This window comes from Peribacillus sp. BM1 (assembly GCF_056679975.1).
In genome coordinates this window covers 1-14,389 of the sequence record NZ_JBWXPJ010000004.1, presented here as the reverse complement: position 1 = coordinate 14,389, position 14,389 = coordinate 1, and the positions used below count along the sequence as shown (strand labels likewise).

Genomic DNA, 14,389 nt, shown 5'->3' with positions numbered 1-14,389 from the left:
AAATCATCATAATAATGTCCTCCCTCACTATGGAAATCATAACAGCTGGAGTTGACTCCAGGTCAAGGCGTTTATAAACTTCTCGATTTAGATTCTTCTTAAACTATTCTGCCCGGTTAGTTGAAGGGGTATTTTCGAATGTATGATTTTAGATACTTTCGTACATTGAAAAGAGTACCTTAAGGCACTTAACATAATCATCCTTATTCTTTGAATTTAAAGTGGTTATTAAATTAAGAATGCTGATTACCAAGACATTATTTTGGTAAATTGGTTTCATTCTCTTAGTTCGTCCAGATAATAAAAAAAGAGAGAAGATTTAAATCCATATCTTTTTTTATTTATTCAATTTACGTTTGTCTTTTGAAAGATACAATATCAAATTTAAGTTATCAGTGGATTGCAAACATTTAAGATTTAGTATAAATTATAGTTAATGTTTATTTTTACCAATTACTAAAAATAAAAAAACGAATTTCGTAGAGAGAGAAAGAAGACATTTACTCAATAGATTCAGGAGTGGATACCATGAGAAAAAGCATTTTATTATATGGAATACTAATTGTTTTAATGATCATCGCTGCCTCCACTATATATACGAAATATCCAAAAAATAATAATGTTGTTGAGGAAACTAACACAATCAAAGACGATAGTGAGACAATTCCCACAATAGATATTTCAAAAGAAAAGGATGAATACATATCTAATTTAGATATGATTGCCGTTGAATTAAAAGAAGAAGCCAAAAACAAATATTATTTTGATGATCAGAAGTTAAAAGAAGGCGAGATTATCTTGCTTACTGATGAATCTATGGGTTTAAGTTTTAAAAAAGGGGATTTAGTTTCAGTAGATTTTAATATAGATTCAGATGGTTCAAGCGATATTGTAGTTGGCTATTTTTATGAAGGTTTATTCACAAAAGTGCTATCTGATTCAGTACCTACTACGTTAGGTGTGAGCTTTAAAGCTCCAAAAGATGGGGATTATACTATTTGTATTTTTGGCTACAGCGATAATAATAGAACAATTACAAATGGTCTTTTATCAATAAGATAGATATGAAAGAAGGAATTTATCATGAAAAAACAGTTTAGAAAGTATTTATGTGCGTGTATAGGCGTTGTAGGGTTTTCAAATATGTCCAAGAATTTAATGTATGTATTCTTCAGCTATTCAAGTCTCATAACATCGACAAATAAAGATTGCTAGTGTCTCATATGACTTGTATCAAAAACCTTATCATTGTTAAATCATTCATTTTTAATGCTATAAACAGCTTAGCGTTGTAAATCCGCATTTTCGGGACTCGCCCCCTAATAACAAATAAAAAAGCATCCTGCAGAATGCTTTTTACAAAAAAGTATGTATCTTAGCTAAACAATCATTCACAATTTCTTCAGGAGCCTGTCCTTTTACTTGAAGATTACGGGCCTGCCAATCCAAATTTTTCACTTGATCAGTTAAAATGACACCTTGAAAAGCTAAACCATCAGGGAGCTTAACTTCATAACCCCATCCCCTGATGGTGTTCGTAATCGGACATACAGCTGCAAAACCCGTTATGTCATTAAATGATTTCGGTGATAATACGATCCCAGGACGATTACCTGCTTGCTCATGTCCTGCTTGTGGATTGAAGTTTACATAAACAAGATCGCCACGTTCTGGTGCTGACATTAGATTAATTCATTCCCCTCTATACCTAAATCAATTTCTTGATGACGATTTTCTGGTTTGCATTGTGTTAAGAGCTCATCCAATGAGTATTTCTTTTGTTGTTTTTTAGGAACTAATGTGATGATTCCTTCATTTGCTACAACTCTCATTTCCATTTCAGATCCTTGATGAATCTCAACTCGTTCTGCGATATCTTTAGGAATTCGTACTGCAAGACTATTTCCCCATTTTTGAACAGTCGTGGCCATTGTCATCATTTCCACCTCTTTTTCATTGTCCATTTCATTCCATTCCATTTTAACACACTCCGTCCCGTTCGTATATACACAGTATATACATAGTACTTACAAATGATGCACACAAATTTCATCTACTTCACGAATGTATGATTTCATATATTTTCGTACATTCAAATCCTTGATAACACTGGGTCCTTTTGATAAACTAACATTATCATACGTTGAATGTACGATATTGGAGGAAAATCATGAAAGAAAAGAACGTGCAGCCGTTACGAACGGCTAAAGAAATTGAGGATCTAAAATGGGCGCTACGGCGATATGGGTCCGAACGGGACTATTTTTTATTTGTTTTTGGCATTAACACGGGGTTACGGGTAAGCGATATGGTTCCGTTGACCGTTGGCGATGTACGAGGAAAAACGCATGTGGTGATTCGAGAGAAAAAAACGAATAAAACCAAGCGATTTATGTTGCCAGTGAAGCTTCGGGAGGAAATCGAGGATTATACGGCTCATATGGGCGACGGAGAGTATCTGTTTGCAAGTCGGAAGGGAAACGGACCCATTACACCCACCCAAGCTTATAGAGCGCTTGTGAAGGCCGGAGACGTGCTTGGAAGGGATGACATCGGCACGCATACCATGCGTAAAACATTTGGATATGCGTATTACCGGAGAACGAAAGATCTGGCATTCCTGCAGAATATCTTTAACCATTCCGCACCGTCGATCACCAAACGCTATATCGGGATTACGCAAGAGGAAATCGACGAAACGCTAAAGGATTTTTCTTTGTAAGATGCTGTGCTGCAAGTCAATGCGAACGTGAAGGCAACTGCTCTAGCAAGAATGGTTGGTCACAAACCTAATCATTTCAGAATTAGAAGAAGAACCATATCCATCTTGGGCGACGGAGTGGTTCTTCTTCTTTTTTAGTTATAGTTATTTATAAAATAAAACGTGCATACGTCTTGAAGTATACTGCTTAACACGTTCTGTACCAAGGGTTAAGAGATTTAAGTATTCAAGTTTTAAGCAAGGTGTATACTGCTTAAACCCAAGCGTGCCAACGCTTTAAGAGTGACGGTAGTCCACTCTTTATCCTGCACGTTGTTCACGTACCTCCCAAAAGGTCTTTTTTGGTTTGTAAGGTATAAATTTTTTGAATCTAACTCACTTTCATTTCGTTCCTGAATCCCTTCTTGTTTTGAGGTGAGATGGTGAATTGCGTTAGCAAGAGGGGCTAGCCCCTGTATGGCGTAAAAAAATCAAGCGAAAGATCCACACGTGGATCGGAAGCACTGGCGGTTTGGCAGGTACAATGGTCCGAGTAAGCTGAATTCTGAGAATCCTCGTTTTGAGTATGTTCGGCTTGGCGACATGTCCTCACCTGCCAAAATGCGGAATGCAAGGAGGAAAGGGTGGAGATTTTTTGAGTGGGTTGCTCAAAAAATACTACCCGAACCTTGCGTGGAGCATAGCCGTATGTTGGATATGTCCGATAAATTAAGTCTGGCGGAATAAAAGATTAAGTCAGCAAAGTCTTTTAAAACCCCTTAAGGGCCCTTTATAGCATTCGAAGTATTCTCTTTGTCCTCAAAAAAAGATAAAACGCCTTAGAATGCCTAATAAACAGCACGAATGGCAAATACTTAAAAGCATCCTTCAAAATCCCTGTTTTTTCGAATACCCTCCTTTCGGAACCCTTCGAAACCACCTTCGAAACTAAAAACACTACAAATAAATCAGCAAACAGCATCCTATAATTCTCACATCATTCGTATTTTTTACTCGTTCTACATCTTTTATCTCTAAACCACTATATCCATATTTCTTAATCTCTTACTCAAACTAATCTCTCCATTTATCATAAACCTACTTGCTACTTCATCCATCCTTGGCCGGCGACAACTTTAGAGTACCAGAAGACCTCGGCTATGTTTACGTAGTATAGGCGAGGTCTTCTGGTGTTTACGAAAAAGGAGGAGCCGGCCGAACCCGTATACAGACAGGGATCTACTGCAAAGTAAAACCGCAAATGAAACAGACATTGATATTTATCTTTGTTACGGTATGTTTTGCGGTTTTAAAAGAGGAATATTTTATCTAAATTAGTTTGTTTTAAGATATTAATTCCTGTTTCTTTCAGAGATTTCTTCTAAAGGAATAGCAAAGTAAGCCTTGTCCATTCGGTTTTTAAAAGTACCTGTGAAGAAGGCAGCCAATGTTGTTCTGATTTTCCCTTTTTTATAAGCTCTGATTGCTTGTTTGAAGGCATCTATGGCTGTATATGTAATGATTTCTGGTTCTACTATGTTTTTAATCGCTCTTGTATCAAGAAAAACACTTTTCCAAAGGTCTTCGATCGTAGCAGCATGATTAAAGAAAGGCTTAACAGCCTGGACAAATTCTTTTGGAACATAAGAAGCCGTAAAAGTAGAATCTAAATGTGTCTCTTTACGTTTATTTATCTTTTTAATATTGCTAGTTTCTAAAAGATTACTAGCTTCTCCTTCAGAATTACGCCCTTCATCCTTACTGTCACAAGGCTTACCGTGATTCTCGCAATACGTCAATTTTTCCTTTTTTAATACATCAATTGTGTTAAAAATATAGACATTATGGCCTTTTCCACCTTTAGATTTAGCCGTATTTTCGATCGATAGGATCCCTAAATCCTTCGCTTTTCTTAACATCCGTTCAAAGGTCGAACGACTTACGCCAAACCCTTTCAATTTTTCATTGATGGCTTTTAGTAGAGTTCCGATCTTGGCGTTGGCCACGCCTGCATATTTTGCGGAGAACCTAACCAGGCGTTTGAACGCGACTAATTCCCCTTTAGTGAAATCTTTTTTATGTTCGGCTAGGAACATTTCAATGGTGTTGTTAAATTCTTTTATACTGCTAAACTTGCTAAATTCCTTAAAATTTTCGATTCTGCCAGCTACTAACATCGTATTTCCTCCTTAGAGGACAATAAAAAAGACACTGCTCCCGATAAAGATTAAGGGAAACAGCGTCTTTTTAAATGTGTCTAAGAAAGAAACAACATTTTTTTCTTGAAACTAACAGTAAAATACACTAGAATGAATGTACTAATATTGTTAGTTTCAAGAACTTCGACAAGTGTTTTCCCTAGTACGAGTAGGGGGAACGGTTTAAGGGTATGGGGATACCACTTAGACACGTTGAGGTTCTTTTCTACGTCCATATTTGTTTGGTTAATTATCCAACAATTGCTACCAAAAAACAAGTAAATTTGATAGTTTATGAGTCTTTACGCTATAACGTAAAACTATATAAAAAGGAAGATCCTGTAGTCTTTGTCATATTTAATGCTTCAGTTTACATAAATCACCTTATTAAAAACTATATAAAACAAAGAGAAAATAGATTTAACCTTCACTAAATATCTACGTCATTTATGGGGGGCTTTTTTTGTGTCTAATGCTATATAAATTAAGACTAAAACATGTAATAATAAGACTTAATTAACAATAAAACACGCTTTAGACCAAGGATTTAATTATATATATAAATTATCTTATTTAAAGATATTTCACTCTAGTTTTAGACTCAATTGAATCTAAATCAGCAATATTATTCGCAGGAGGAATTAAAATGAGTGATATAAAGTGGTCATCCATAGGTCCGGTTGCCGAAAGGTTTGGCATTGAAGTTCCGAGATTGCGAACTTGGTGCGATAAAGGCTTAATTGAGTTTGATAAACGAACTACTGGTCGTTGGATTCCTCATACCGAGTTTCCAAAAATCGAGAAGATCATTGAAGTTTTCAATCGTGGAGGAAATGTCACGTTTGATGATGTGAAAGAAGAGCTAATTAAGGAAAACTTATATCATCAGTTGCAAACAGATAAGGAACAAGAGGAAAAGTCGAAGGAAATGACTGTGTTGCTCGAACAAGCCTTTGAACAAAGTGGTGCAAATGAAATGTTTATGCAAATAGGCGATGAGTTCCGTCGAATGAAACAGGAAATAAACCGTTTATCGCAATTAGTAGAAAAAGAAAATGAAACACGATTGCTTGAGGATAGCAAATTAAATAAGCTTCAAGAGGATAATGAAGCTTTAAAAGGGTTAGTTAAAGATTTAATTAGTTCAGACAAAGATTTAAAAGAAACGTTCAATGTGTATATACAGGAACAAAAACAAGAAGAAGCCCAAAAACGAGCTGAGTTAGAAGATAAATTACTGTTAATTGAGACTCAACTGAGCAGTCAAAAGAAAGAGAAAAAAGGATTTCTATCAAAGATTTTTGGATGAAGTAAAATGAATGTATGATTATAGTTATTTTCGTACATTCATTACAGTATGGACTCCCATATGCTTTGCATGATGAATGAAAAGCTGAAACCCCCACTCCATTAATGGAGTGGGGGTTTTTATTAGTTTCACCTACTAGATCAAAATCAAAAAACGCAAACTTGATATTCTTTTACTTTTCTAAGGGAATTTTAAGGTTCCTCTTCTTTTTCTTTAAACTCGAGAGGTTATGATAACAATACAAACAACACGAGGAGGTTATCAAGCATGAACTTGATGACATTGCTTTTAACAGGTGCTTTAATCGCAGGTGGTCTAGGGGCTCATGCAATGCTTGATAACCAACCAATAACGAAATCAACCATTGCACCCTCACAATCTATTAATGAATTACAAGCAAAGACCATTGCCTTAGACACATCAAAAGGCGGTCTAGTAACGAACACTCAAACCATTGAAAATTACGGGATTAAAAAATACGAAATTTCTATTGTAAATCAAGATACAGAATATGTTGTGGATATTGATGCATCAACAGGTGATATTTTGAAAGTTGATCAAAACACGAAAGATTGATAGAGCCATGGTACGAACGATTTAAAATCATTTAAAGAAAAGTCCAATAAATAACCGTAGGAGGTTTTATCATGATTCAAGATTTTAAAGTAAAACTATTGTTTGAAGGTCAAGTTCATGAACGTCATCAGTTTTCGTTAACCTTTGAAGGCGATAATTATCAAGGGATTTTCCACGATGGAGAAATTCAGTGGTTTCATCCTCAACCTAAAAATAATCTTGGTGAAGATGACCTTCAAAACTTGGAATCTAAAGTGTATGACTTAATGACGAACTACGTATATCAAGATTTTAAAGTAAAACCATTGTTCGAAGATCAAGTTCATGAACGTCATCAATTTACACTAACCTTTGAAGGGGATAATTATCATGGTATTTTCCACGATGAAGAAATTCAATGGTTTCATCCTCAACCCCAAAATAACCTAGAAGAAGATGACCTTCAAGATTTGGAATCTAAAGTGTATAACTTGATGGCTAACCACGTATATCAAGGTTTTAAAGTAAAATCATTGTTCGAAAATCAAGTTCATGAATGTCATCAATAGACTAAATATATAAGAGGTGGGTATCTAAATGATGCCCACCCTTTTTTGTCCTCAAAACATCCAAATTTTCCCCCATATATGATTTTTGTTAATTGCGTACATTGAAAAGAGTACCTTAAGGCACTTAACATAATCATCTTTATAGGTACTGAAAAAGGATCTTCGGTTTGTTGGAAGATCCTTTTAGCTGTTTGTTCAATTAAAGCTCCCGATTGTTTAATTCCGGAAATCCTTTATTATTGTCATACGACTTACTTTGGCTCTAAAAGGAGTCTGTCCAGTCGATAATCCTCAACCAATTCAATATTCCTTTTATTCTTAATATAGTTCTTAATTTGCTGATTAATATTAGGAATCAGTAAAATTGAGTCCAATTTTTCTAGAGGAACCCATTTCACCGCCGATTGATAAGGATCTGGATATGGAGGTAATCGTGGTATTGAGTTATTCTTCAATGTACATTCAAAAATGAGGTGAAGTCCGTGTTTCTCATTAACGTTATAATCGCCAGATTGCTTATGCGGGGTAAACTCATAAATTAATGCTAACGGTCCAACATCAACTTGTGCGGTAGTTTCTTCTAACACTTCTCTTGCGACACCCTCTAATATCGTTTCACCCGGCTCCAGTCCTCCACCAGGTAAATTATAGTGTATCCCATTATCATCATACTCAACTAAAAGTACCGAATTATTTTCGATTATTAGACCTGTACATCGTATTCTTACGTGTGACAAGTCTTCACCTCATTTCCTTCTTTTTAAAATGTCAGCTTCTGACTCACCGTGCCTAATTAATAAGATTTGTATACTATCACAGCCCCTGCCTTTAATTGATAACAATTATTTCAAATTATGTAACTTTGTACAATTACTTATTCCGTTAAATGGACCTTTAATTGAACAAGGCCTTAAAGTATCACATGAATACTCTATACAAAACTAGTTAACATAAAGTAAATTATCGGCAAAAAAAGGATTGAGTACCTCTTAGATATCCAATCCTTTTTGTTTCTTTGGTCACTTTTCATATTTTTCTAGAAAGTCGGCTAATGCTAAATGAAACACATCAGACTTATTGATCCTCTCAGCTTCACAAAACTCATCTAAACGTTTACCAATGACACGATCAATAACAATAGTCTTTCTTGTTTTGTCACTTTGTGGCAACTGTTTGACGCGGTCATAAAGACTTGGCTCATTGGTTTGTATAGTTGGGGTAACCTCTTGCCATGATTTAAGCATTTCCTTAATCATATGGATTTCATCTTGGGTGAACTGCTCATGAACAATAGGTGAATGATTCGTGAATTCCTTATTACTCTTTGCGAACTTCTGATTACTTCGCGTGAAAGGTGTATGAACTTTAGGTGAACTCGATTTCACATAATCAAAAATACTTCTATCAAGGGGTTCTTCACCTTCTCCAATAAAAAACCAACCCTTTTGACCAGAGTTTCTAAATTCATATCCAGCCTCTTTTAATGCATGTCTAAATGGTTTTTCACTTATGCCAGGTATTTGTTTAGCCACATCGCCTGTCTTTACTCCTTCTTGTGATAATACTTCTAAAATGCTTCGTATGGATGCTTTTTGATCTACACTCATAGGTTGTTCACCCTCATTTCACTCAAACTCATATATGTATTATTCCATGTGAAATACGTATGACCTTCAAGTAATTTCACATAATCAAGCTTATAGGCATTGAAAAAGGATCTTCAGCAGAAGATCCTTTTATGTTGCTTATTGAACAATCGCCCCTGTTAGCTGAAGAAGAATTTCACGTTACAACTCCCCTATTCAGTTGTATAAAATGCAGAGGAACAAGAGATGCTGCAACTTGAGGCATCTCCCTTGCAAACATCTCTTGTCCTTAGTTAATCAATCGTTGGTGAGATTATTCCTCAATCTTAAACCATGAACCTTTAGCTTGAATTACATTCCAAAGTTTTTCTGGAAGCTCAAGCTCGCTTACTTTTGAAGTCTTAATTGCTGTCTCAATTTCATCTTCTTTTCCATTCTGAACCTTTTCTACCCAGTCTGGATTCATGATTAACGTATGACCAACCACTGCTAGGGATAGACCCTTATCTAATGCTGTTACAACGTCATCTGGCGTTACCATAGAACCCGCAGCCATTACAGGAACTCTGCCGTTTACATGTTCAACAATTAATTCAAGATATGTTTTTTCATCTTGACTATCGACTGGCTTTGAGGAAAGGGCATTAGCCAACGAAGCATGTACATAATCAACATTTTCTTCAATAAGACGATTAATTAATTCATAGGTATCCTTCATTCTCAAACCGTCTTCTCTATGTTCTTCTGGAGATAGTCTGTATCCTAAAAGGAATGGTTTGGTCGCATATTCTTTAATGACACTTTTAACTTCTTGAACGACTGCAAGTGGGAAACGTAAGCGATTTTCTAGAGAACCGCCCCATTTGTCCTCACGTCTATTGAAGAAGGGAGAAAAAAAGTTTTGATTTAAAAATTCATGTGCACCATGAATTTCCACACCATCAAAACCAGCTTGGATAGCTCTTCTTGTTGTTTCGCCAAAGGCATGAATCACTTCCAAAATTTCATTATGAGTAAGCTCTCTAGGTGTTACATGGGAGCTTCTTTTAGAGCTTACATTACTAGAACTAACAAGTTCACCATTTGGAATAAAATCAGGTAGTGCTTTGTTACCTGCATGGAAAATCTGAAGTAATGCAGGAGCTCCACCGCTTTTCGCAGCATCAGCTAATTTAGCTAGACTTGGAATAAATTTATCGTCATAACCAGCGAATTCATTAATAAAGCCTACTCCATTTGGTTGCACATGAGTACAACCTGTAATGACAAGACCTACTCCATTGGCTCTTTTTCTATAATACTGTAATTCCTCATTTGAAATTGTGTAATCATCGTTACTAGAATAAGTTGTCATTGGTGCCATAACGACTCTATTTTTAATGGTGATACCACTTTTAAATGTAAAGGTTTCAAATAAGTTGCTATATTTTGTGTTCATTTTTTAACCTCTTTCTAAATTCATATCCAGCCTCTTTTAATGCATTCCTAAATGGTTTTTCACTTATGCCAGGTATTTGTTTAGCCACATCGACTGTCTTTACTCCTTCTTATGCTAATACTTCTAAAATGCTTCGTATGGATGCTTTTTGATCTACACTCATAGATTGTTCACCCTCATTTCACTCAAACTCATATATGTATTATTCTATGTGAAATACGTATGACCTTCAGTAAGTTAACATAATCACCCTTATCGGTACTGAAAAAGGATCTTCGGTTGGAAGATCCTTTTAGCTGCTTGTTTAATTAAGCACCCGTTAGTTTAGATAAGAGATTAGTTTGGTTCGCTTGATGGGCATGCAGTGCTACCCCTAAAAGATCTAAAAAGTTCACTCCGAATCTATTGATCTTTTGTAACTATTTGTTAAAGACCGGTTCTTTTCTTTTCAGACTCATCGTAACGATCTCCCATCACATTGATCTTACGTATCTCTTTATCCAGATGATTTAATTCATCTTTTGAAAACGAGATACAGGCTGATGAGATGTTTTCTTTTAAGCGCTCTGGTCTTGTTGTTCCTGGAATAGGAACAATCCAGGGTTTTTGTGCCAATGTCCAGGCCAATGCGATTTGTGCCGGAGTTGCATTTTTTGTACTTGCTATCTCCTTAAGTAAATGAACAACCGTTTGATTTGCCTCAAGTGCTTCCGGCGTAAAGCGAGGCAAACTTGCGCGATTATCATTGTCACCAAAAGTCGCATTCTTGTTAAAGGTTCCAGTTAAAAATCCTCTACCCAACGGACTATATGGGACAAAACCAATCTCTAATTCCTCAAGGGTTGGGAAGACTTCTGCTTCAACTTTTCTCCACCATAAAGAGTATTCGCTTTCTACTGCAGCTAGTGGTTCAACTGAATGTGCTCTCCTAATAGTATCTGCACTTGCTTCGGAAAGTCCCCAATGTTTGATCTTTCCCTCTTTCTTAAGGGTTTGCATCGTCAACGCCACTTCTTCAATAGGTGTATGAGGATCGATACGATGAACGTAGTATAAATCTACGTATTCCGTTCTTAGCCGTCTTAACGAGCCTTCAATGGATTTACGAATTGATCCGGCGCTGCTATCAATTACTTGTTCGCCATCACCAATTCGAATACCACATTTCGTTGCAATTTTCACCTTATCTCTACGTCCTGATAATGCCTCTCCTACTAACTCCTCATTAGAATAGGGACCGTACACTTCAGCTGTATCAAATAGTGTCACGCCTTGATCTATCGCTAAGTGTACGAGAGAAATCATTTCATTTTTGTCTTTGGCTGGACCACGGTGGTAGTTTAAACCCATACATCCAAACCCAATTTCAGATACCTCTAACTTTTCTTTACCAAGTACTCTCTTTTCCATGCTACTCCTCCTTCATTTTCCAGAATAAATGTTGATGTTATCACTTGAGCCATCTTTGAAATATAGAGAGTGGAAAGGTTTCCAAACACGACTTATTCCATTTGATAATTCCTCGCTTTTCTCATATTGACAAAATCAGCAAGGAATGATAGTTTCAGCCTACAACTTAGAGTTAACTGTAAGTCAATGGTTTTATAAAAAAATTATAGGAGTGGAATTATGCTCTATACGATTAGTGAAGCCGCGGTGAAAACGCAATTAACCCCGTATACTTTACGGTACTATGACAAAGAAGGGCTGATCCCCTTTGTTGAACGTAGCGCGGGTGGTATACGTATGTTTAAGGAAAAGGATTTTGAGTGGATCAGGCTGATTGAATGTATGAAAGCTGCCGGTATGCCGATCAAAGAAATCAAGACATTTATAGATTGGTATATGTAGGGAGACTCAACTCTCCAACTGCGCCGTAATATGTTCCATGAGAGAAAAAAGATTGTTGAGGAACATATTGAATTGCTGAATAAAACACTGGATACACTTAATTACAAATGTTGGTTTTATGATACCGCAGTGGCTGCAGGGACAACATCTGTGCCGAAAAACATGAAACAAGAAGATATGCCCGATGAAATACGCGAGCTGAAAGACAAAATTGATCTGTGAATCCCTATAGAGATTATATTGGGTGTTTTTGCATATCTCCTAGCCTATAAAAGATTCATTTCAGCATTATCGGCACTATAAAAGGATCTTCGGCTGGAAGATCCTTTTAGCTGATTGTTCAATTAAAGAGCCCTTTTAGTTGAACAAGGTCCCAAAGTATCACATGAATACTCTATACAAATCTAGTTAACATAAGACCCTCTCGGAAGTTCCGAATGGTCCATTTTTATCGTTTATACATGATTTTATACAATGTTGATGAATCAACATTTTCGGCTTCTTCAGAAGCCTGGTAGCTGCATAAAAAAGGGGTGTTTTAGGCAATTTCTTCTTTCACTAAAGCCCTATGTTAGTTTAAGTGCAAATGTTCACAAACTTAACTTTACTTCTTAGCTAGGAAGTTGTTTTGTTGTAGGACTATACATGTGGTTTCTCAGTAAAATGGATACCAAACTCATTATTAAGAATAGTAATCCCCCTAATACGATATATTGAGTACCCATTCCTGATATAAATAAACCACCTACTGTTGTACCAATTGTTATCCCTAAGTTCCCGCATGATAAAAATAATCCATTAGCTAAATCAGGTGCTTCTGAAGCAGCAGAGGTAATCCAATATTGACTAACATTATTACCTATAGCAAATAACGTACCCAATAACAAAATTGTGATCATCATAGTTCCAGTAGATCTACCTGTTAGGAATAACAATATATAAACGATTGCTAATGCAATTGGAAATGATGTTACAGTTTTAATAGCACTTTTAGTAAGCAACTTCCCTCCCGCAAGATTTCCAATAAGACTTGCTAATCCTAGTAAAAGTAATGCCAAACTTAAAGTTCCACCCGTTATATTTGTAATGGTTACAAGATACTCCGCAATAAAACTATTAACACTTGAAGTCGCCGATCCAATAAATATGACGGTAATAATGGCTAACCAGGTTATCGGCTTTTTTAATACGCTTATTTGCGCACCATAAGAAAGTCTTTCTTTAACAGGTAATGATGGTACAAATATCAATGTAGCTATGAACGCCATTGCATTAACGATTGCAAAAGACAGCAACGCCACCTGTAAAGAAGTTACATTAGCGATATAATTAGTAACTGGTATACCAAGCACCATACCTGCCGTTACTCCTAACATTACTTTAGCAACTGACTTTGGAACTTCTTCCTTACTAACAGACGTAGCAGCTACTGTCAAAGCCAATGCACAATAAACCGGATGAAAAAAAGCCGGAATCACACGAGCAATTAGTAAAACAGTAAAGTTTGATGCAAATACTGCAACAATGTTACCTATAACGAAAATGCCAAGCACAAGTAGCATTACCTTCTTACGATTTATTCTCGAAAATAATAACGGTAGAATCGGACCAGAAATTGCAACAGCAAGTGCAAAGAGACTCACTAGCAGCCCTGCTTTGGATACACTAATTTGAAAGTGCTCAGCAATTAAAGGTAATATCCCGATTACTCCCATTTCAGTAGTTAGGATACCGAAAACTCCTATGGTCAATATAAATATAAGCAAATTATTCTGCCTGGTCATAAGTTGTATCCCCTCTCTTCATTAATTATCTGTTCCCATCAATTTTCTTTCATTCGGTACTACAGAATGTTCGTAATTCTCAATTTTTCCATTCAAAAGCTCCAAAGTTCTCTGTAATTTATCAATTCTTGCAACCAACTGATTTCGTTGCTCAATTAACAGTTCCTTTCTTATTAGCATTGTCTCATCGCCTTGATGAAGCATGTTTACGTACTCCAGCAGCAACTCTATAGACATACCTGCGTCACGCATAAATAAAATGACTTGGATCCATAGACAGTCTTGCTCTGTGTAATCCCTTATCCCACTTTTGTTACGGTTTATAGGGGGAAATAAACCTATTCGTTCATAATAACGTAAGGTATCAGGTGAGATGCCATATTTCTCGCTTACTTCTG

At 36.2% G+C, this 14,389-nt stretch carries 15 protein-coding genes; 6 read left to right on the top strand and 9 right to left on the bottom strand.

Annotated features, from left to right (window positions below; all coding sequences use genetic code 11):
- The first annotated feature begins 528 nt into the window (after positions 1-528).
- Positions 529-1,062 carry a hypothetical protein gene (locus AC1MGI_RS22285; protein ID WP_480350298.1) on the top strand — a complete coding sequence of 178 codons (534 nt, stop codon included), beginning with the start codon at positions 529-531 and terminating at the stop codon, positions 1,060-1,062.
- A gap of 294 nt (positions 1,063-1,356) precedes the next feature.
- Here AC1MGI_RS22285 and AC1MGI_RS22280 read toward each other — a convergent pair whose 3' ends face one another.
- Positions 1,357-1,683 carry a type II toxin-antitoxin system PemK/MazF family toxin gene (locus AC1MGI_RS22280; protein ID WP_480350297.1) on the bottom strand — a complete coding sequence of 109 codons (327 nt, stop codon included), beginning with the start codon at positions 1,681-1,683 and terminating at the stop codon, positions 1,357-1,359.
- Positions 1,683-1,979 carry an AbrB/MazE/SpoVT family DNA-binding domain-containing protein gene (locus AC1MGI_RS22275; protein WP_480350295.1) on the bottom strand — a complete coding sequence of 99 codons (297 nt, stop codon included), beginning with the start codon at positions 1,977-1,979 and terminating at the stop codon, positions 1,683-1,685. The genes AC1MGI_RS22280 and AC1MGI_RS22275 overlap by 1 nt, the downstream gene beginning before the upstream one ends.
- Before the next feature lie 191 nt (positions 1,980-2,170).
- Between AC1MGI_RS22275 and AC1MGI_RS22270 the strand changes: the two genes are divergently transcribed.
- Complete coding sequence (locus tag AC1MGI_RS22270) at positions 2,171-2,722, top strand: site-specific integrase (protein WP_480350294.1); 552 nt, start codon at positions 2,171-2,173, stop codon at positions 2,720-2,722.
- Between the two features lie 1,331 nt (positions 2,723-4,053).
- Here AC1MGI_RS22270 and AC1MGI_RS22265 read toward each other — a convergent pair.
- On the bottom strand, positions 4,054-4,878 hold the full coding sequence (locus AC1MGI_RS22265; RefSeq protein ID WP_480350293.1) for a hypothetical protein: 825 nt from the start codon (positions 4,876-4,878) through the stop codon (positions 4,054-4,056).
- 667 nt (positions 4,879-5,545) lie between these two features.
- Here AC1MGI_RS22265 and AC1MGI_RS22260 point away from each other — a divergent pair.
- From AC1MGI_RS22260 to AC1MGI_RS22250, 3 genes are all read left to right on the top strand, one after another.
- Positions 5,546-6,208, top strand: coding sequence for a MerR family transcriptional regulator (locus tag AC1MGI_RS22260; protein ID WP_480350291.1), 663 nt, complete (start codon positions 5,546-5,548; stop codon positions 6,206-6,208).
- Positions 6,209-6,475: 267 nt separating this feature from the next.
- Positions 6,476-6,784: a PepSY domain-containing protein gene (locus tag AC1MGI_RS22255; RefSeq protein WP_062187316.1), complete on the top strand. Its 309-nt coding sequence runs from the start codon at positions 6,476-6,478 to the stop codon at positions 6,782-6,784.
- A 71-nt stretch (positions 6,785-6,855) separates the two neighbouring features.
- A complete protein-coding gene (locus tag AC1MGI_RS22250; protein ID WP_480350289.1) occupies positions 6,856-7,332 on the top strand; it encodes a DUF5342 family protein in 477 nt (158 codons plus the stop codon).
- A gap of 251 nt (positions 7,333-7,583) precedes the next feature.
- Here AC1MGI_RS22250 and AC1MGI_RS22245 read toward each other — a convergent pair whose 3' ends face one another.
- From AC1MGI_RS22245 to AC1MGI_RS22230, 4 genes are all read right to left on the bottom strand, one after another.
- Positions 7,584-8,069, bottom strand: coding sequence for an NUDIX domain-containing protein (locus AC1MGI_RS22245; RefSeq protein WP_480350287.1), 486 nt, complete (start codon positions 8,067-8,069; stop codon positions 7,584-7,586).
- Between the two features lie 282 nt (positions 8,070-8,351).
- Positions 8,352-8,939, bottom strand: a complete 588-nt coding sequence (locus tag AC1MGI_RS22240; protein WP_480350285.1) for a hypothetical protein — start codon at positions 8,937-8,939, stop codon at positions 8,352-8,354.
- A 292-nt stretch (positions 8,940-9,231) separates the two neighbouring features.
- Complete coding sequence (locus tag AC1MGI_RS22235; RefSeq protein ID WP_480350283.1) at positions 9,232-10,356, bottom strand: NADH-dependent flavin oxidoreductase; 1,125 nt, start codon at positions 10,354-10,356, stop codon at positions 9,232-9,234.
- A gap of 426 nt (positions 10,357-10,782) precedes the next feature.
- Entirely contained in the window at positions 10,783-11,766 is a 984-nt protein-coding gene (locus AC1MGI_RS22230; RefSeq protein ID WP_480350281.1) for an aldo/keto reductase, read from the bottom strand.
- 219 nt (positions 11,767-11,985) lie between these two features.
- On the opposite strand from AC1MGI_RS22230, the gene AC1MGI_RS22225 reads away from it, so the two are divergent.
- Positions 11,986-12,207 (top strand): MerR family transcriptional regulator, encoded by a 222-nt coding sequence (locus AC1MGI_RS22225; protein WP_480350279.1) that lies wholly within the window; start codon positions 11,986-11,988, stop codon positions 12,205-12,207.
- A 611-nt stretch (positions 12,208-12,818) separates the two neighbouring features.
- On the opposite strand, the gene AC1MGI_RS22220 is transcribed toward AC1MGI_RS22225, so the two are convergent.
- Positions 12,819-13,991 carry an MFS transporter gene (locus AC1MGI_RS22220; protein ID WP_480350277.1) on the bottom strand — a complete coding sequence of 391 codons (1,173 nt, stop codon included), beginning with the start codon at positions 13,989-13,991 and terminating at the stop codon, positions 12,819-12,821.
- A gap of 21 nt (positions 13,992-14,012) precedes the next feature.
- Positions 14,013-14,389, bottom strand: a 377-nt coding sequence (locus AC1MGI_RS22215) for a MerR family transcriptional regulator (RefSeq protein WP_480350275.1), incomplete at its 5' end; no start/stop codon positions are given.